At 45.4% G+C, this 19875-nt stretch carries 14 protein-coding genes; 11 read left to right on the top strand and 3 right to left on the bottom strand.

The window, feature by feature from the left end:
- The 9 genes from ABIO93_RS03860 to alaS all read left to right on the top strand — a co-directional run.
- Positions 1–633: FecR domain-containing protein (locus ABIO93_RS03860; protein ID WP_348064622.1), on the top strand; the 633-nt coding region annotated here is incomplete at its 5' end.
- A 95-nt stretch (positions 634–728) separates the two neighbouring features.
- Positions 729–4127 carry a TonB-dependent receptor gene (locus tag ABIO93_RS03855; RefSeq protein ID WP_348064620.1) on the top strand — a complete coding sequence of 1133 codons (3399 nt, stop codon included), beginning with the start codon at positions 729–731 and terminating at the stop codon, positions 4125–4127.
- A gap of 18 nt (positions 4128–4145) precedes the next feature.
- Entirely contained in the window at positions 4146–5630 is a 1485-nt protein-coding gene (locus ABIO93_RS03850) for a RagB/SusD family nutrient uptake outer membrane protein (RefSeq protein ID WP_348064618.1), read from the top strand.
- 5 nt (positions 5631–5635) lie between these two features.
- Positions 5636–7633 carry a hypothetical protein gene (locus ABIO93_RS03845; protein ID WP_348064616.1) on the top strand — a complete coding sequence of 666 codons (1998 nt, stop codon included), beginning with the start codon at positions 5636–5638 and terminating at the stop codon, positions 7631–7633.
- Between the two features lie 279 nt (positions 7634–7912).
- On the top strand, positions 7913–8317 hold the full coding sequence (locus tag ABIO93_RS03840; protein ID WP_348064614.1) for a hypothetical protein: 405 nt from the start codon (positions 7913–7915) through the stop codon (positions 8315–8317).
- Positions 8318–8421: 104 nt separating this feature from the next.
- Positions 8422–10806, top strand: coding sequence for a TonB-dependent receptor (locus ABIO93_RS03835; protein ID WP_348064611.1), 2385 nt, complete (start codon positions 8422–8424; stop codon positions 10804–10806).
- 11 nt (positions 10807–10817) lie between these two features.
- On the top strand, positions 10818–11759 hold the full coding sequence (locus ABIO93_RS03830; protein ID WP_348064609.1) for a DUF4249 domain-containing protein: 942 nt from the start codon (positions 10818–10820) through the stop codon (positions 11757–11759).
- Between the two features lie 174 nt (positions 11760–11933).
- Positions 11934–12326, top strand: coding sequence for a hypothetical protein (locus ABIO93_RS03825; protein WP_348064607.1), 393 nt, complete (start codon positions 11934–11936; stop codon positions 12324–12326).
- A 65-nt stretch (positions 12327–12391) separates the two neighbouring features.
- Entirely contained in the window at positions 12392–15043 is a 2652-nt protein-coding gene (gene alaS, locus ABIO93_RS03820) for an alanine--tRNA ligase (RefSeq protein ID WP_348064605.1), read from the top strand.
- Positions 15044–15132: 89 nt separating this feature from the next.
- Here alaS and ABIO93_RS03815 read toward each other — a convergent pair whose 3' ends face one another.
- From ABIO93_RS03815 to ABIO93_RS03805, 3 genes are all read right to left on the bottom strand, one after another.
- Complete coding sequence (locus ABIO93_RS03815) at positions 15133–15618, bottom strand: CHRD domain-containing protein (RefSeq protein WP_348064603.1); 486 nt, start codon at positions 15616–15618, stop codon at positions 15133–15135.
- A gap of 157 nt (positions 15619–15775) precedes the next feature.
- Positions 15776–16645: a lysophospholipid acyltransferase family protein gene (locus tag ABIO93_RS03810; protein ID WP_348064602.1), complete on the bottom strand. Its 870-nt coding sequence runs from the start codon at positions 16643–16645 to the stop codon at positions 15776–15778.
- Entirely contained in the window at positions 16645–17745 is a 1101-nt protein-coding gene (locus ABIO93_RS03805; protein ID WP_348064601.1) for a hypothetical protein, read from the bottom strand. Before ABIO93_RS03805 ends, ABIO93_RS03810 begins: the two co-directional genes overlap by 1 nt.
- 297 nt (positions 17746–18042) lie before the next feature.
- Here ABIO93_RS03805 and ABIO93_RS03800 point away from each other — a divergent pair, with 297 nt between their 5' ends.
- Positions 18043–19014, top strand: coding sequence for a T9SS type A sorting domain-containing protein (locus ABIO93_RS03800; protein ID WP_348064599.1), 972 nt, complete (start codon positions 18043–18045; stop codon positions 19012–19014).
- A gap of 72 nt (positions 19015–19086) precedes the next feature.
- Positions 19087–19863 (top strand): exosporium glycoprotein BclB-related protein, encoded by a 777-nt coding sequence (locus ABIO93_RS03795; RefSeq protein ID WP_348064597.1) that lies wholly within the window; start codon positions 19087–19089, stop codon positions 19861–19863.
- Positions 19864–19875 lie beyond the last annotated feature (12 nt).

The raw sequence follows: 19875 nt of genomic DNA, 5'->3' as shown, positions 1-19875 counted from the left end.
CAGAAAACGGGTTTTGGAGAAATCAAAAACCTGACATTACCAGACGGATCGACGGTTGTTTTAAATGGTAATTCAATGATCACATACGCTAAAAGCTGGGGAAAAGTACGCAAGGTCAACCTCAATGGTGAGGCTTATTTTAGTGTTACTAAGACTGCCGACAATAAACCATTTACTGTTGAAATGACCAATACCGGTGAAATTGAGGTATTAGGAACCGAATTCAATGTCAACCACAGAGAAAAAAATGCAAGTGTGGTACTGAGGTCGGGGCTAATTCGCTTGAAAATGATTGATAAGGGCGAAAAAAAGGATCTTCTCATGCATCCTGGTGACTTTGTTGAGTTTTCTTCCGGTAAGCTCAGAAAAAAGAAGGTCAATCCGGCCGTGTATGACGCGTGGACCAGTCGGAAACTGGTTTTTGACAACACGTCTCTGAAAGAAATTGTCCGGATGCTGAAAGAAAACTATAACCTGGATATCGAGGTGAATGATGCAGCATTATTAGACAGAAAAATCTCAGGAACTGCTCCCATTACCGATCTAACCCAGTTCCTCGACGCCCTTTCCGGTTCATTTTCCCTAAAAATTACCCGTGATCAGCATCGGGTGATCATCGAAGAAGCGCCCTGAAAACACAGGCCATCCAATTTTATTAAATGCATTTGCCCTGAAAAGCCTGAGTAAGGCTCCATGGAATCATACTGCCCACTTTTCAAATTCTAAATATGAAAATCCGTACACACTTTCGGCATTTTGCTATGATCCTATTGTTGCTACTTGGTTTGCAATGTCAGGTATGCATTGCCCATGATCATGCCAAAACTCTAAAAGAAGCCTTCTCTGAATTGGAACAGCAATTTAAAGTTTCGATCCTATACGACAGCGAGCTGATCGGTAACAAACAAACCAACAGCACCAATGAAAAGTACAAAACCATTGAAGAAAGTCTGACAAATCTTCTGAGAGAACATCAGTTGGATTTCAAGAAAGCGGGGAGCAACTTTTACTACATTATTACAGGCAAGAAAAAAGAAACTTCCGCAATTGCGAATGAAATCCCAAATCAGCAGCCAGCCGCAAGCACTTTTCAAAATCGTGAAAATGATCAAACAGGAGCAGAAACTGGTATGATAAATGCTGAGGATAGCCGGGTATCAGGTATAATCACTGACGCAGAAACAAGGGAACCTCTTCCCGGCGTGAATGTACTGATCAAAGGTAAATCGCTTGGGACTTCGACTGATGCTACGGGAAGATTCGAGCTTACTACCCCCGACGACAATATCGTTTTTGTCATATCATTTGTAGGGTACATCACAAGGGAAATTATACCAAACGGAAAGACCAATCTCGCGATTGCCTTACAGCCTGACATTAAAGTTTTGTCGGAAGCGATCGTGGTAGGTTACGGAACGCAGGAGCGAAAAGACCTTACCGGATCATTGTCGATCATTAAATCCAATGACATTGAAAAAATGCCTGTGGCCAGTTTCGACCAGGCACTACAAGGCCAGGCGGCAGGTGTACTTGTGTCATCCAATTCAGGGGCGCCGGGTTCGGACGTTACCGTGAGGATCAGGGGAACAGGTACCATTGGCAACAATAATCCTTTGTACGTCATAGACGGAACGCCTGTCGGTCCCGAATCGCTCAATCTTTTCAACCCGCGCGACATCGAATCCATTGTAGTGCTAAAAGATGCGGCAGCCGCCACTATATATGGATCGCGGGCAGCAAACGGTGTCATACTCGTTACCACTAAGAAAGGAAAAGCCGGTGAGACAAAGGTGTCATTTGACAGCTACTATGGCCTTCAAAGTGCCTGGCGTTTGCCGCAGCTGTTGAATGTAAGCCAATACGCGACGATCATTAATGAGGCTTACACGAATGCAGGAAAACCAGCCCGTTTCGGCCAGCCCGATACATTGGGCGAAAATCATTCGTGGCTTAACGAAATGTTTCGGAAGGCGCCTACGCAAAATTACAATCTGTCCATCTCGGGCGGCTCAGAAAAGTCCCGGTTCTCGGTTTCCGGCTCTTATCTCAAACAGAATGGTATTTTGCCCAATAGCGATTTCCGCCGGCTCTCGTTCCGCGTGAACACCTCCTATCAGCTCAAAAAGAAATGGAATGCAGGTCAGAATCTGGCCATCAGCTGCTCCAATGGCAACCAGGTCCGTACCAATGAATTGGGTGGAATATTGTCCAATGCAGTATACAAAAGACCCTTTGATGCAATTTATGATGACGAAGGAAAGTATGCAGAAAGCGCTCTCGACCCAAACCCGATCGCCCAGGCATTACGCACCGAAAACCGGAGGGCTCGGCTGCGGCTCTTCGGGAACATTTTCGCAGAATATGATTTTAATTCTGCATTGCAATTCAGGACGAATTTTGGAATGGATATTAATTATTCGAAAAACAAGAATTATGTCCCTGCCTTCGGCGCAACGCCCAATTCATTGGTGGAGTATTCGGATCTTTCCTACACCCCACTTTGGCAAAACTCCCTTTCATTTCACAAAAAACTGGGTGAACAGCACGACCTTTCCGCCGTCGTAAGTGTGGACGCGCAGTCAAGCCGCTATGAGTTTACTTCTCTCAAAGTGGACAATTTCGTATCGGACGAAGCCACCAACCGGTACATTAGCGCAGCCCAGAATGTCGATATCGGGCGTATCGACGGCAATGCGACGGAATGGTCTCTCCTTTCCTTCGTGAGCCGGGTCAACTATGCATTCCGCGACAGATATTTATTCAGCGCCAGTTTTCGTCGTGATGGTACTTCCCGGTTTGCCAAGGGACACCAATGGGGGAATTTCCCATCCCTGTCCGCCGCGTGGCGGGTTTCAGAAGAATCATTTATGTCACGTCAATCGCTCATCTCCGACCTCAAAATCAGAGGAAGTTGGGGCCAGCTGGGCAATCAGGAAGTGGGCGACAATTATGCTACTTATAATACGGTAACAACCGGTTTACAATACGCATTTGGGCCGGGGTCGCAAACTTATTACGATGGATTGGGCATTCCCACCAATGGAAAAGGAGGGGCCAAGCTTACCTCCAATCAGCTGGTTTGGGAAACGAGTACGCAGACTGATTTTGGAATTGATATGGGTTTTTTTAAAAACAAATTGCTCCTCACTGCTGACTATTTTTCAAGAAAAACGGCGGATATGCTCCTGGATCAGCCCGTTTCATCGTTGTCAGGCGCCTCTACGATCAGTATCAATGCAGGGTCCATTCAAAATCGCGGTATCGAACTTAGTCTTACTTATCAGCAACATAGCGGTGATTTTCAATACAGTGGCGGTTTCAATGTAACCCATCTAAGAAATAAGGTACGCTCGCTTAACCCCGCGATCAGCTACATTCTCGGACCGGTCAGCGGTACGCAGGGCTCATTGTTAACCAGGACTTCGGTCGGTGATGAAGTGGGTACTTTCTATGGATATGTGACCGATGGCGTTTTTCAAAATCTGGAAGAAGTCAAAAACCATGCGAAACAAGAGATCGCTACTGCGCCAGGAGATATCCGGTTCAAGGATCTGAATGGCGACAAAGTCATTAATGCCAAAGACCAAACGCGTATCGGCAGTCCCATACCCGATCTTTTATATGGAGTCAATGCAGCTTGCGGTTATAAAAACATCGATTTCACATTACTATTCCAGGGTGTTTATGGAAATGACATCTATAATCAGCTCGGAATGCGGGCACAAAGCGGTACTAATCTTTTTAACAAATTCACGGGCGTCATGGATCGCTGGACCGGCGAAGGCACAAGTTCCGCCGAGCCAAGATTACACCTTACTGACCCTAACAACAACGGGAGGGTGTCAGACCGCTGGGTCGAGGATGGTTCTTACATGCGTTTGAAAAACATTCAGATCGGCTATTCTTTGCCAAAACGACTGGTTCAAAAAGCAGGAATGTCCCAGGTACGACTTTACGTCACCGGACAAAACCTGCTGACTTTCACCAAATACTCCGGATTTGATCCTGAAATGGGACCTTCTACCGATTTTGTGGACGGACGTGGTGCCGATCTCGAAATTGGTGCTGATAAAGGACGGTATCCGCAGGCCAGGATTTACACTTTGGGACTTGCTGTTGGCTTTTAATTTAAACTTCGTCACACTATGAAAAATATATTCAGAGCATTCATTCTTTTATTCGCTTGCATGTCTAGCACCGGCTGTAAAGATTATCTGGAAAAACAGCCGCTAGGCGAAACCATTTTGGGGAACATTACCACTGAGGAACAGGCTGTTCTTTTTGTCAATGCCGCATATGAGCCACTTTTATGGGGGCGTGGCGATCCTATGCAGGGGCATTATTTCAATGATATGTGGATACTGGGCGACCTGATGTCAGATGATACCGAAACGCCGGTTGACCCGAATAACATCAATGAAAGAGCGTTGCAGGATTTTAATGTGTTTGCCGATAATCCTAATCTGCGCGACTGGTTTGGTAGCGGTTTCGTGGGTATTGCAAGGTGTAATGTCGTGATTAGTTCGCTATCCAATGCTTCTGACGATATTTTCAAAACTGTTGGTATAAAAAAAAGGTGTCTGGGAGAAGCCTATTTTCTCCGCGCGCTGTATTATTTTGATCTGGTAAAGGTCTTCGGTGGGGTGCCTTTGCTTGAAAAACCGATTACCACATTGGAAGAAACGAAAGTCCCCAGATCGACGGACATTGAGACCTGGGCATTTATCGAAAAGGACCTACTCCAAGCGGCTGATCTTTTGCCTTCTGTGCAAGCCTACCGGAACACGGCCAACCTGGGTCGGGCAAGCAAGGGATCGGCCAATGCATTATTGGCGAAGGTATATTTGTATCAGCAAAAATGGGAATTAGCGGCCAGCGCCGCAGAAAGCGTCATCAAATCAAAGGATTATGAACTGGCACCTGATTATTTGTCCCAATTCAATAACCAGAGTGATCAGAACACGATTGAATCCATATTTGAGGTACAAGCCTACAAAACCAATGGCTGGGGCGGCGGTACCGAAATTAGCCTGGATTTTGGAAGATGGGGGTTCAATAACCCTACTAATGAGCTGGTTAGTGAATTTGAAACCGGTGATCCTCGGAGAGCTTTCTGCATTTTTAAATCCGGCGACGATCGCTTCGGGCAGGTCTATGATCCTAAAAAAGGGCCGAATACCATCACCGGTTTTCTGGCACGGAAATACGTGTTTGACCCTGCAACAATGGGTGAGCCAGTCAACGGCTGGACCAATGGTGAAGGCATCAATTATGTAGTATTGCGTTATGCGGAATTGCTATTGATCCATGCCGAAGCACTGATTGAGCAGAATGTCCGATTACCGGAGGCTGTTAGTGACATGAATCAGGTGCGCGCACGACCGGCCGTAAAAATGCCACCAGTGAAAATTGGAGACCAAAACGATTTGCGGGCAAGGCTTCGTCACGAGCGCCGGGTTGAACTTGCTTTGGAAGGAAACCGCTTTTTTGACATCATAAGATGGGGTAAGGGCTATGCAACACCTTTACTTACAGCTCAGGGAAAAGCGAATTTTCAGTACGAAAAGCATAAGCTATTCCCGATCCCACAGATTGAAATGGATTTGAATCCGCTATTGATACAAAACTGAACAGTATGCGAACCATCAAAACACTACTCATACTTTTGCTTGCGGTACCATTACAAGCGCAGCCAGGGAAACCTTCATTTGAGGCACTGAATGGGTTTTTGGGAATAAAAGGGCAGGTTTTGAACCAGGAAACAAAAAAACCGTTGTCTGCCAGGATCGTCGTGAAAGATTCCCAGGGGAAAGTACAGGTAACTTACTATGAGCTTTTTGATGGGATTTTCACAGAGGAGGACGGGACATTCTCCATGCTATTAAAACCAGGAGCCTACACGCTAAAAGTCACGCATGGAATCGATTTTCTTACTCAGGAACATTCATTTAATGTGACCAAAGATCAGGGGGTTAACGTCATCATACAGCTAAAACCCTGGGTCGACCTTAAAAAGCGCGGCTGGGTAAATGGAGACGGCCATGCACATTTGTATTCCGAAATACCTGCTAATGATACGATGCTGAGGCAAGTCAGAAAAATCTGCCTGGCCCAGGGTGTCGACTTTATCAGCGCCTGCCAGGGCTGGGCCGGGTATAATGATGCTACCTGGAACACCGCCTATGCTAAGGTGAGCGATGATCGCTTCAACATGTATTATGGAGCCGAAATGCCCAAATATCGCACCAGTCATACCTGGTGGCTTGGGCTCAAAAGCACATTAAACAACTTCGGAAATCTGATTGATTCCACCTATGAAAATGAGTACTACAAGTCGGAGCAACATTCCGAATGGGATTACTCGTGGCTCAAATTTAAATCAGTCCCGGACATTGAAGTGATATCGCGCTATGCACGCTCGCAGCAGGCGATGGCGATCATCCCCCACCCTACCTCCTGGTGGTGGCAGGAGCGGGGGACCATCAGCAAATACACTACCAATGTGGTCAGTAACCTTTCTTTCGGGCTGCTTTCCGGCAACATTTGGAATGGAATGGCGGTGATGGGCTACCTGAGTGATAATTATTTTTATCAAAATATCTGGTTCAATGTGCTCAATCAAGGGTATATCATTCCTCCACTGGCTGAGCTGGACGGAGGATATCCCCGTGATAATAAATTCTATTACGGATCATTGCGTACGTATTTTTTGACTGATCCTAACGTCAAGGTTCATTCTGTCGATCAGATTGCCGATGCAGTGAAAAAGGGACATACTTTCGTGACTTCGGGACCCATCATTTTTGCTGACATTGACAAGACACACCAGATTGGGGACGTTATTCCGATAGACAGCAATGCGCATCAACTTAATATTCAGGTTTACGCATCCGGAGAGGCTGATGACTATTTGTCTTATGTGGTCATTTTCAGGAATGGAAAGATTTACCGTCTCTGGGATTTAAGGCAAAAACAGCCACGAGAGTTCAAAGAGACATTAGAGATAAAAGAGGATAAGCATGCGTGGTACCTGGTGAAAGTCTATGGCAAACAGGCCTGGAAAGACACCGCAGATCTGGATGTCATGCAGCACTGCCTCACGCTGGAACTAGCAGAGGAAATCCAGACATTTCCAGGTGGCAAATTCTCTGTAGCATTTACCTCACCATTCTATTTTCGGAACAGAAATGAAGGCCAACCCAAGCCTCTGGTTTCAAAAACTGACCTCGCCATTCTTGATCCTAAAACCAAAAAACCTATCCGCAACTGCCGGATCGATGTATTTGTCGCAGGCGAACACATCGATTCATTAATGTTGAATGACGGTAAAGGACAATTTCGCATCCCTATTAATGCGCTGCTAAAAATCAGTGCAGTCGGCCACGAGACCATTACCCGGAGTTTGTATGTCGACTATCCTCCGTATCTGAAAATCATTGAGAAAATCGCAAACGGCAAATGGATGGAAGAGAATAACTGGAAAAAAACATTGATCAAGGGAGATGTACCCTGGTCAGTTTTCGAGTTCGAGAAAACCAAATCCATACTGTCCAATGTCAAATGGGAAATTAAGCTCGAACCCAATGAGCGGGAGGGTTTGTGGGAAGACTTTGATAAGCTCTTCAAAAAATGAGGAAGACCACCAAAATTTATGTTTGCAAGCCTCAGCGTGATATTAAGGTTTTTGAACTGGCTAAATGCCTGTGCTTCGTAAGAAATCCCATATGTCACGATCGTTCACTGATAGATAAGGACTGCCTGAGGCATTTTAAAATACCCGAGAAATAAACCTGAAATACTTTTTAGCATGAGCATATGTTCAAACGGTCTTGTCTGTCATATACATGAAAGATTGCAGGAATGAATGTCCTTCATCTGTTCAGTTAATTTTAAACTTAATTTTCAAACACAAATGAAAACCTACAAATCAATTCTCACATTAGCAGGTTTTGCTCTGCTTTTCGCGGCATGTCAAGAGAAAGTCGTAATTGAAGACTCTCCGCTAGTTACAATTAAAGCGCCTACTAAGGATCAGGTGCTCCATACTCAGGATAGCATCAAGGTTGATGCTCAAATTGATACAAAAAACAGTCCGGTCGAAAATTACCGGGTCGATATCAAGAGTAAGAAGGGTAAAATGATCGCCTCTTTCCAAAGCTTTGTAAATAGCGATAGCATCGTCAACGGCGCCCTGCCTATCAAGCGTACCTTTTTTCATAAGGTGGACAAATCAACCGACCTTGTTTTGGAGATTACCGCCAAATTGAAGAGTGGCAACGAGGTTCGTGAAGCTATAACTTTTAAGTTGACGAAATAATTTAGATCCAATATATCTCAGGCCACATTTCTGCTTCATTCAGAGTATGGCCTGGGTTAATATACCTCATCTGAGTCGTTTACAGCAACTTTGACCCCCACACTATGAAATTTAAACTATTTGCCTTCATTATCTTGGCACAAATCCAGGCACTCGCACAAGAACGTATAACTATAAGCGGTTTTGTTAAAGAACATGGAAGTCAGGAACAATTGCCAAGAGTTAATATATATATTTCCGGAACATCTTTTGCTACTGCGACCAATACCTATGGCTTTTATTCTCTGACCGTACCTGTTTCCGATTCCGCTAACCTCTTATTTTCCTACATCGGATATGAAAAATCGGAACAAAAAGTTAGTCTCAGGCAAAACGCAACGCTTAATGTGTTTTTATCATCAGCAAATCAGCTTAAAGAGGTGGTCGTTTCTTCCCGCCGTGAGGAAGATTACGTAAGCCGGTCAGCGCAAATGAGCAAGATTGATGTGCCGATTCAGCAAATTAGAAAGATACCTTCTCTATTTGGCGAAAAGGATATTTTGAAAGTCCTGCAATTAATGCCCGGCGTGCAAAAAGGAACCGAGGGACAAACCGGGCTATATGTTCGCGGCGGCGGGCCGGATCAAAACCTGATTATTCTGGATGAAGCCGTCGTTTATAATGCCAATCACCTTTTCGGCTTCTTTTCAGTTTTTAACAGTGATGCCATAAAAAGCGTGGAGCTTACCAAAGGAGGTTTTCCGGCGCGTTATGGCGGTCGGCTTTCTTCGGTTTTAGACATGAAAATGAAAGAAGGAAGCCAGGATAAATTGCACGGTGAAGGCGGGATCGGAGTCATTTCTTCGCGCCTCACACTGGAAGGCCCGTTATCTAAAAAAAGAAAATCTTCATTTCTGATCTCCGGACGTAGAACTTACATTGATGTGCTGGCTGCTCCATTCATTGCCGGACAACAAAAAGGCAGCGAAAGTTCAATGAAACCAGGCTACTTTTTTTATGATCTGAATGCCAAGATGAACTACGATCTCGGGCCAAACGATAAGGTATATATCAGCGGTTATTTTGGGCGCGACAGGTTTCATATCAGTGAAAAAAGAGACAATTACGCCATGTCCGCCGGCCTCGACTGGGGCAATACAACGGCAACCATGCGCTGGAACCATGTTCTCTGCCAAAAAATGTTTGTGAATACATCGCTCATTTACAGCAACTTTGATTTCGGGATTGCCAGCAGTTTCAAGGAGCAGCATTCGAACAATTCGGTAGACGAGTTTGGACTACGTTACGTTTCCCGCATTCGGGATCTGGGCATTAAAACCGATTTTGACTTTTACCCTTCTTCAAAACATGCGATTAAATTTGGCATTCAGGCAACGATGCACAAGTCCAATCCATCTGCACTATCGACTTCCGGTACTGCCATTGAAAAACCACAAACCACACCTGACCAGACCAACAATGCTCTGGAAACGGGCATTTACGTAGAAGATACCTGGCAAGCCGGCGACGCACTGAAATTGAATGCGGGATTCAGACTGAGTGCTTTTAAGGCCAAAACAATCACCTATATCCGTCCAGAACCGCGGTTTTCAGCAGCTTTGCGTCTCATCGACGATCTTTCTTTGAAAGCTTCTTATTCCGAAATGAACCAATATGTGCATTTATTGTCTAACACGGGGCTCGGCCTGCCCACCGATCTGTGGGTTCCTACAACCGACCGTGTTGCGCCGCAACATTCAAAACAAGCGGCTATCGGTTTCGCGAAAGACATGGAGCAGCCAGCGCTGACATTCACTTTGGAAGGATATTACAAGAAAATGAACAACATTCTCAGCTATAAAGAAGGCTCCTCGTTTTTGAAAATAGACGGTGGAAATTCAACTGACCAAAGCTGGGAAGATAATATTACCGCCGGAAAAGGCTGGTCATATGGCGCTGAACTTCTTGTTCAAAAACGGGCCGGACGACTTTCGGGATGGATTGGTTACACGCTGGCCTGGACAAAATGGCAATTCCCGGAATTGAATTTTGGTAAAACATTCTACCCGCGTTATGACCGGAGAAATGATTTATCAGTAGTCGGTATTTATGAGCTGACTCATCACATTACTTTTTCTGCAACCTGGGTTTATGGGACCGGTAATGCACTGACGCTTCCCATTTCAAAATTCTCGGGAATGCGGGAATATTTTTTCAGTACCGTCGATCCGAAGGATACCAATCTCAGCGGCATGCAGGTTACCGAATATGCTGAAAGAGGAAATTTCCGCGCAGAAGCTTTTCACCGGCTGGATATGGCTATTCAGTTCAGGAAGAAAAAGAAACGTTATGAGCGCACCTGGGAATTCGGGGTTTACAATGCTTACAACCGTAAAAATCCATTTTTCTATGATATAGAGAGTAATAGCGGCGGTTCGTCAAAAAGTGTTTTGAAGAAATATTCATTGTTTCCGGTCTTGCCTTCCATCAGCTACAATTTCAAATTCTAACACACTAAATCATGAAACATTTCATTTTTCTATTTTTTCTGCCTGTGATAATGACGTTATCAAGCTGCGAATCAATGGTTACGGATATTCCGGCATCCAAACTTCCGCAAACCGAATCGAGGCTGGTTGTGCAATCTTTTATTTCTCCGCAGGCTGACAGGATCAATGTTGCGGTTTCAGAATCCATTCCATTGTTCGGAGAATCGAGAGCCACCGAAAGCGTTTTAAAAGATGCAATTGTAAAAATCTCCAACGGAGAAAAGGAAATCGTCATTCCGTATGATCTGTACCGCAATTTACACAGCGTTGAATCAGCCGAATTTCCGATCGCGGCTTCCAAAACATATACTTTAACTGTAATAGACAGGAACCGAACGGTAACCGCTAAATGTACGGTGCCGGCGAAGGCTCCCGATATCACCACTTTTACATTGGATACATTAGAATTAAATCCCCAGAATGTTGGCCCGGATCAAGCTGTGAACCTGAGAATGAGTTGGCGAGATATTGCCGCAGACACAAATTTTTACAGGGTAAAAGCCTCAATGTTAATTGATTATGGAACTCCCGTGTATGATGACAAAAAAATTGTGAGTGAAAAAAGGTTATCTGCCACTTTCAATTTTCAATGGGATCAGGGTTCTGGCAGAGAAGAATTTCAATCTGACCGGACGCGTGAAGGATCGCTCTTGACATCACCCTCTGGAAAAGTAATATTGCCAAATGTTATCGTCGACGGTTACAATTTCTTCCAGACAAAAAGAAAAATCAAGTGGGTCGAGATGGAGATTTTTAATACAGATGTACACTATTATAAGTACCACCGATCCATTGAGGTGCGGGGTGATTCCGATAATCCATTTTCGGAACCAACGATAATTTATTCAAACATAGAGGGTGGGTTAGGTTGCTTTGGAGCTTATAATTCAGGAAAGTTGGTGTATCGAAATTGACAGGACTTTCAACTGAAACTTGTCAGATAACTATTTACATATATCATCTCTCCCCAATAAATCACCGGTGCCCGCCGATTGGAAGTTAACTTCTCTTGTTTCAGGGAAATTAGTGACCTATGTCGAAATTAATTACGACTTGTTCAAAATCGCCCAACGATACAGATGAAACAGATGAAACAGAAAATTTACTGCCTGCTACTTGCCATAGTACTAGCTGGTTGCATGGAAAAAAATGCGCATTCCCCATTGGTTGTCATTCATCAACCATTACGGGATCAAATTATAAGCAATGCGGACAGTCTGATCATTGACGTTGATATTAAGCCAGCGGGTAGTTCCATCAGCGAATATCAGATCAAAATAGTCAATAAAAAGGGTGATATCGTGTATGAGAGCCTTGCTCCCTGTCAATGTGCTGCTATTCATTTTCTTCAGACCAAGCAATCTTTTTTCTACGAAAGCTCCAAACCTCCTGCTACCAACTCTGAATTCGTCCTGGAAATTTGTGCCTTTTTGAACAACGGCGATCAAATATGCAAAAGCGTACCATTCAAAATGACTTAATCTAAAACCAAGTCGTTACCTTTGCGGCCTATTTTCACAACGAAATAAGCAGTAAAATATATCCAATGACCTCGCATCAAATACGTCAGGCTTTTCTTGATTTTTTTCGCAGCAAAGAGCATTTAATAGTCCCGTCGGCACCGCTTGTCGCTAAAAATGACCCTACCCTGATGTTTAACAATTCAGGTATGGCCCAGTTCAAGGACTACTTTTTAGGTAATGGCACCCCCCCTTCCCGGCGGATTGCGGATACTCAAAAATGCCTTCGCGTTTCCGGAAAACATAATGATTTAGAGGATGTTGGGTTCGATACTTATCACCATACCATGTTCGAAATGCTGGGAAACTGGTCTTTCGGAGATTACTTTAAAAAGGAAGCGATCACTTGGGCCTGGGAGTTATTAACGGAGGTTTACAAACTGCCAAAGGACCGCTTGTATGTGTCTGTTTTTGAAGGAGATGCAAAAGACGGCGTACCGTTTGATCAGGAGGCTTGGGACCTTTGGAAGCCAATTGTGGGCGAGGACCGGATCATTCTCGGTAATAAAAAAGATAATTTCTGGGAAATGGGCGACACTGGCCCATGCGGACCCTGTTCCGAAATCCATATCGATTTACGCCCTGCTTCGGACGTCGCTGAAATCTCCGGCAAGTCACTGGTTAACAATGATCATCCGCAGGTTGTTGAGATATGGAACCTGGTGTTCATGCAGTTTGAACGCAAAGCAGACAGCTCGCTGATACCACTTCCCTCTACCCACGTGGATACAGGAATGGGTTTTGAGCGCTTGTGTATGGCGGTTCAAAATAAGACTTCCAACTACGATACCGACGTTTTCCAAAATACCATTCAGGTTCTGGAAACCTTGTCCGGCAAAAAATATGGTGCCGGCGAGGAGCCATTTGCTGACATTGCGATGCGCGTTATTTCCGACCATATCCGGGCTGTTGCATTTGCCATTACCGACGGTCAGCTCCCTTCCAATGTAAAGGCAGGTTATGTGATCCGTCGCATTCTGCGTCGCGCCGTTCGTTATGGCTACTCCTACCTGGGTTTGCAGGAGCCATTCTTTTACAAACTGGTAGCCGTCCTGGCTGATCAGTTTAAGGATGTCTTTACTGAACTGAAATCCCAGGAAGAGTTTGTGACCCGTGTGATACTGGAAGAAGAGAAAAGCTTTTTAAGGACATTGGAGTCAGGGCTGAAACGACTGGATGTCATCATCGGTTCTTTAAAAGTGAAGGGGATCAATACGATCGCAGGCGACGAGGTTTTTGAACTGAGTGACACATTCGGTTTTCCGGTTGACCTTACCGCTTTGATCGCGAGAGAAAAAGGTTTTCAGGTTGACGAACTTGGTTTTCAGGATGCATTGGCTGCACAGAAAAAACGCTCCCGCCAGGATGCAGCCAAAGAAGCTACGGACTGGATCGAACTTCGTGAAGCTGATGGCGTCGAGTTTTTGGGTTACGACTTCGAAGAAACACACAGCCACATCATCAAATACCGCAAGGTAAAGACCAAAACCGGGGAAGAATATCATATCGTTCTGGACCGCACTCCTTTTTATGCAGAAATGGGTGGACAGGTTGGAGATACGGGCACTTTGCGCTGGGCTGCCAATGGCGAGCAGAAAGTGGCTACGATTATCGATACCAAAAAAGAAAACGACCTTTTCTTTCATATCTCCAAGGACAAAAACCTGGATGATGCATTGCAAAGTGCCGGTATCGTAGTAGCAAAAATCGACGAAGAACGTCGCGACAGGATCAAATCGAACCACTCTGCAACGCACTTAATGCTATCGGCGATGCGCGAGGTGCTGGGAACGCATATCGGGCAGAAAGGTTCTTTCCTCAATGACGAAGTGCTGCGTTTTGACTTCTCGCACTTTTCGAAGGTAACCGACGACGAGTTAAAAAGAATCGAAGACCGGGTCAATGAAAAGATCCGTGAAAATATTGTGCTGGAAGAAAGAAGAAATGTGCCTATCCAACAAGCGCTGGACTTGGGTGCTACCGCTACATTCGGAGAAAAATATGGTGATTTTGTAAGGCTGATCATTTTTGATCCGTCATTCTCATTTGAACTTTGCGGTGGTACGCACGTACCTTCCACTGGTAAAATCGGCGTTTTCAAATTTATTTCGGAAGGGTCTGTATCCGCCGGGGTACGCCGTGTAGAAGCGGTCACGGGTGAAAAGGCCCTTGAACTGATGCGTCAACAGGAAGAAACGCTGAACACAATCAAGGATCTTTTGAAAAACCCGACTGATCTGGTAAAAGCCGTGGAAAATCTCCTCGACGAACGCAGTGCTTTACAAAAAAGGATCGCATCCCTCGAAAACGAAAAAATCCAGGCATTGAAAACTTCATTACTGGCTAACCTTGAAAAGCACAGCACATTCAACTTGATCGTTGAAAAAGTGGATGTCCCAAATGCCGATTCATTAAAGCAGCTGTCTTACGAGCTGCGTGACCAGGTTGAGAATTTGATTGCCGTGTTTGGTGCTGATATTGCTGGCAAACCGCAGTTATCCGTTTTCATCGCTGAGAACATTGCTCAGGAAACGGGTTTGAATGCTGGCAAAATTGTAAAAGACCTGGCCAAAGAAATCCGCGGTGGCGGTGGCGGTCAGGCATTTTTCGCAACTGCGGGGGGCTCTGACGCTAGCGGACTTGACGCTGCGCTGGAAAAGGCGAAAGGGCTGTTTTAACGAATGCTCATAAGCTTAATGTAAGTCTATAAAAAGTAAGAGCGGCATCCATTGGAGAGCCGCTCTTTACTTTTTTGACTGTTAATTAATTACTCAGCAGCTTTTAGCTGTCCTCGGATTTCTCCCGTGGGGTACTTTTTCGAATGAATGTTTACATAATACGATCCAGATTTCAGGTCAGCAACCTGAGCCTCTGTCAATGTATCTGTAAATGCGAAAGGTGAGGTAAAAGTGGTTCCGAAATCGATTACTACGGCTCCCGTAGAATCAGCCGGACCTTTGTGGATGTGCCATGCCGTCGGCGTAAAGGCGGAATCTGCGGCAGTCGAATCGGATGAAAGCGAATCACTGTACATGATGTTGAGTTTTAGAATCCTGCTTTCCTGGTCTAACGTACCATCTACCGAACCGGTTGCTTTTGATGGATTAGCTGGTACTTCGTTTGCCCCGGAAAGTGTAGTTGTTACTTTCAATTCAGGCAATACGGGAGTTGGATCTGTTGTTTCATCGTCATCGCTACACGCTGCCATCATCCCGGCGATTAAAAACACACCCATAAATGCTAATTTTCTCATAGTGCTTTGTTTAAGTAAATAATTGGTTTGACTGCTGACCCGTCCAATTTTCAGTCCTACGCTTTAACAGTACTAACAAACCACTGGCTATGAGACATTTAGTTACAATTCCCCAATAGTCACAAACTGGGTATAATGTCCTACCCTTTGCGGAATTTTACGACAAATTCAGTGCATTAACAGGCTTTTGTCCTTGTCGTGAGCTAAATTTCCACCGATTGTGTGACCACAACCACAGCTCCGGCTGCCTTTTGATGGTGGTTTCCAACGCTTTATAATACTGTTCCATGATGCCTGCCTCTCCCAGTTGCCGGGCCTTAGGCGTGATCAGACTGAACCTGAACCGATAACCATTCCGCTGTTCCCTGGTAACATCCAGATACACCACCGCCGCGTTACGGTGCATAGCTATACGCGCCGCACCTGACTGGATGAACGTTTTTCGGTTCATGAAATCCAGGTAATACTTCCCCGATGTCGGTGGTCGCTGATCTGCTATCGTTACAAACATGGCTGGCGTCTTACTGCACCAGCCTAACGCTTGCCGGTACCATTCCGATTTCGGGATCAGTTTGATCCCAAATTTGCTGCGCATTTTACATAACCAGCTATTGATCACCTTATTTGAAACAGGTGAGTAAGCGGCTAGTACCTGACAGTCGGTTTGTAATGGGAGCGATAAAAGGTACTCCCAGTTTCCGTAATGCGACGCCATGAGCACGATGCTCTTGTTTTCCACCAGCAACTCCTTGATCAGTGAAATATTTTCGTAACGGATCAGTTGGTCCAGCTCGCTGCGCCGGAGATTGCTGATCATAAACGGTGCCACTATCAGGTCCGCCAGATGCCGGAAGTAGCCGGTAACCATTTGTTTCACTTCTTTTTCAGGGAGATTTGGAAAACAGCGCGCGAGATTGATCAGGATCACATTTCTCCGGTAAGGCCAAAGATTGACAAGCACAAGAAAAATAACGTCAGCCAGTGAACGCCAGCCCCGTAGGGCCAGCCTGAATCTGATCATTTCCATTACAGGATGATCTGGATCCCTGTATTGAAACCGAAATACACACCCTGGAAATCTTCCGATTTATTGTTTTTCCAGATATGCTTTTTAACAAAATCGAAATTATCCTCACGCTCATAGGTCACGTAGTTAATGGTTGGTCCGGCAAAGATCTCAAACCGCTGACCTATTTTTAATGCGGGGAGAATACGCAGGGAGTTTTTAAAATAATGGCTGCCTTTAAAATCGGTAAGCGAGTGACTCACCGCTTCTACATTAAGCCTTAAACTCTTGGCTAGTGAAATATGGCCTCCAAGCCCCGCCTCTAACGCATAAAGATCCTTGCGGTCGTCCTTGAAATTGTAGCCCACACCCGCTATACCGTACAGCACGCGCCCGCCGGAACGAAATGAAGCTATGGTGGTCATGGTTTCGTCGAGGCTGACAGCAACCGATTTTTCACCGCTTTTGATAAAGTTAAAGATCGCGATGGGATAGTCGCTGGTGTCTGCAATGTTGATCAAACCAGCCAACTGAATGCCTTTTACATTCCTGGCGATGTTTGCAAAACCAGAAACCTGTGCATTCACATCCTGCGCCTTGTTCAAAAATCCGGCGATCTGGAGGCCCTTGGCGTTGCCTTTGGTAATGTTGGTAAATCCTGCTACTTGTGCAGGACCAGCGCTACCGGCCAGATTCATGAAACCAGCGATTTGCGCGCCACTTGCATGGTCCTTTATAATGTTTGAAAAGCCGGCGATCTGTACTCCGCTGGCAGACTTACCGATGACATTGGCTGCGCCGGCAATCTGTACACCGGCAGCTGAGCCCCCGATGACATTAGCTGCACCGGCGATCTGAATTCCGGATACGTTTTGCCTGACCACATTGGCGGCGCCTGCAATAGCGAGCCCGGTTTCGGCTTTGGACAACCCGGCGATCGCATGCAATGAAAAGCGGTTCGTATATTGAGCGGCGTGACGTCCGTTGGTGCTCAGGGGAAAAATAAATCCGAAATGAACGGCTGCTGTGCTGTCTCCCTGGCCGAAAGAAACAAAAGAAGAACCTAGCAGAAATAAGCTGATGAAGATTGCCTTAACCTTGCAAAGAGTGTAATTTTTCATGGGTAATGTATTTAAAATAAACAGGTTTAATACATACTGGCGGTACGAAACCGGGTTGCAGGCCTACAAGCAGATTCGTTTGCCGTATGTGATTAATTGACAACATACCCTGTCCTTACCCTAAATTATATTTAAAAAAGATCATCAAAATCGAATTATATCACAGCACGTCACGAAAACTCTACATTGATTATGAGCCATTCAGACCGTATTTGCATGAATTAGTTATATTAATTAACATTATCATACAACGAATTACATACATTTATCTGTTTTAAACACCTAAACAGAGAGCTTATGAAACGTTATCTACTTTTTTGCCAACTGGCATTACTTCCAACCCTGTGCGCTTTCGGTCAAATGTCCGCCGGAAACGAAGGTTTTTTTATTAAGGCAACCACTCCCGTCGCCATCGATGGTCTTACCTTGGTCCCGACGGCAGATTTTTATATCGTATCCCGAACGTTACTGATTTCTCCAACTGCCATTCCCGGCGTACCTCCCAGCATCAGTCGTGTTTATAATTTTAGCACGCCTGTTGATTTTGTAGGGAATCTTGGGCTGTTTTTTCAAACATCCGAATTGAATGGAAACACCGAAGCATCATTACAAGTGGCACATGGCAATGCGACTTTCGTAACTACAACGGGAAGCACTGTGAACACGATTACGAATTATGTATCCAATAACCTGGTTTCACTTACCAATCTCACGTCTGTAACAGCCGCGCAGGAAGGTGCGCTACCCGTGACATTGATCGGGTTCCGTGTTAACCGGGTGGAAAACCTGACAATGCTTTACTGGCAAACTAGCGAGGAAAGAAACAGTGATTTTTTTGAGGTCCGGCAGAGTGATGATACCCGAAAATGGAATGCATTGGGAACTGTTAAAGCGGCAACCGAAAGCAAGGCGCAGGAAAATTACTCGTTTCAGGATCCAAGTCCAAGGAGCGGCCTGCAGTACTATCGGCTTAAAATGGTAGATGTCGATGGCAGCTTTGCATACAGCGCCATCCGAAGCATAGACCTCGGCTCGACCGAACTGATCAGCGCTTATCCCAATCCGGTGGTGGACAAAGTCCGTATCGGAAGCAATGTTGAGCTAGCCAGCCTGAAAGTGATGGACCTGTCAGGCAGATCAATGCTGGAACTGTCCAAGCCAAAGCCAGGACAGGAGTTTAATATGAAAACCTACCCCGCAGGCACCTATCTGGTCCAGATCAAAACGGCAGATGGCAAAAGTCAGGTTGTAAAAATCGTCAAACAATAAAATTCGCACTTTATGAAAAACATATATCTATCCAACGTCCACGTCTCTTTTCAAAAACTGAAAAGAGCTTCTATGACTCTCCTTTTTGCCCTGTTCGCTCTCACTGTTCACGCACAAGTAGGTATCGGAACCATTACGCCTGACGGCAGCGCTCAACTTGAAATCTCGTCCCCTAACAAAGGTTTGCTGATACCGAGAGTGCTCGAAGCGACGCGTACTCTGCTTATGCCTAGCCCCGCCACCGGTCTACTCGTGTACCAAACGGATGGAATAGCGCCCGGCTTCTATTATTTTGACGGAGCCGCCTGGCAGCCTTTGAAAGGGACAGCAGCCTCTGGGGGAGGTGCAATTATCCCTTATGCATCCGGTAATGTGCCTATTGTGATGACAACAGGAATAGGAGGACTCGTCGCCACAGGTTCTGCAGTAGGATTTGGCAATATTCTTGCCGGAATAACACTTCTCGGGCCTATCATTATAGATGGCTCCCTCCTGAATGGTAATATTGCATTTTCTGTCCCACGAGCCGGGGCGATATCCAGTATCTCGGCAACCTTTATTAATACTGTTGCACTAGCTCTACTAGGTAGCGCCACCGTGAAGGCTCAACTCTTTTTAGCATCTCCCGGACTAAATATATTCATTCAGGTACCAGGTGCAGAGGTTTCCCTACCTCCACTTTCGGGAAGTGTTATAATTAACCAGTTAATCCAAGCCACTACTTCCGGGTTAAACATCCCTGTCACCGCAGGCGATCGCTTGATGTTGGTATTTACTTGCGCCGAAACGGGTGGTATCATTCCCATTACTATGGCAGGGCATGTAAGTGCGGGTGTCGAAATCAAATAATCAATTCAATGC

It is taken from the genome of Dyadobacter sp. (assembly GCF_039919315.1).
Classification (GTDB): Bacteria; Bacteroidota; Bacteroidia; order Cytophagales; family Spirosomataceae; genus Dyadobacter.
This window is presented reverse-complemented; position numbering and strand designations above follow the sequence as displayed.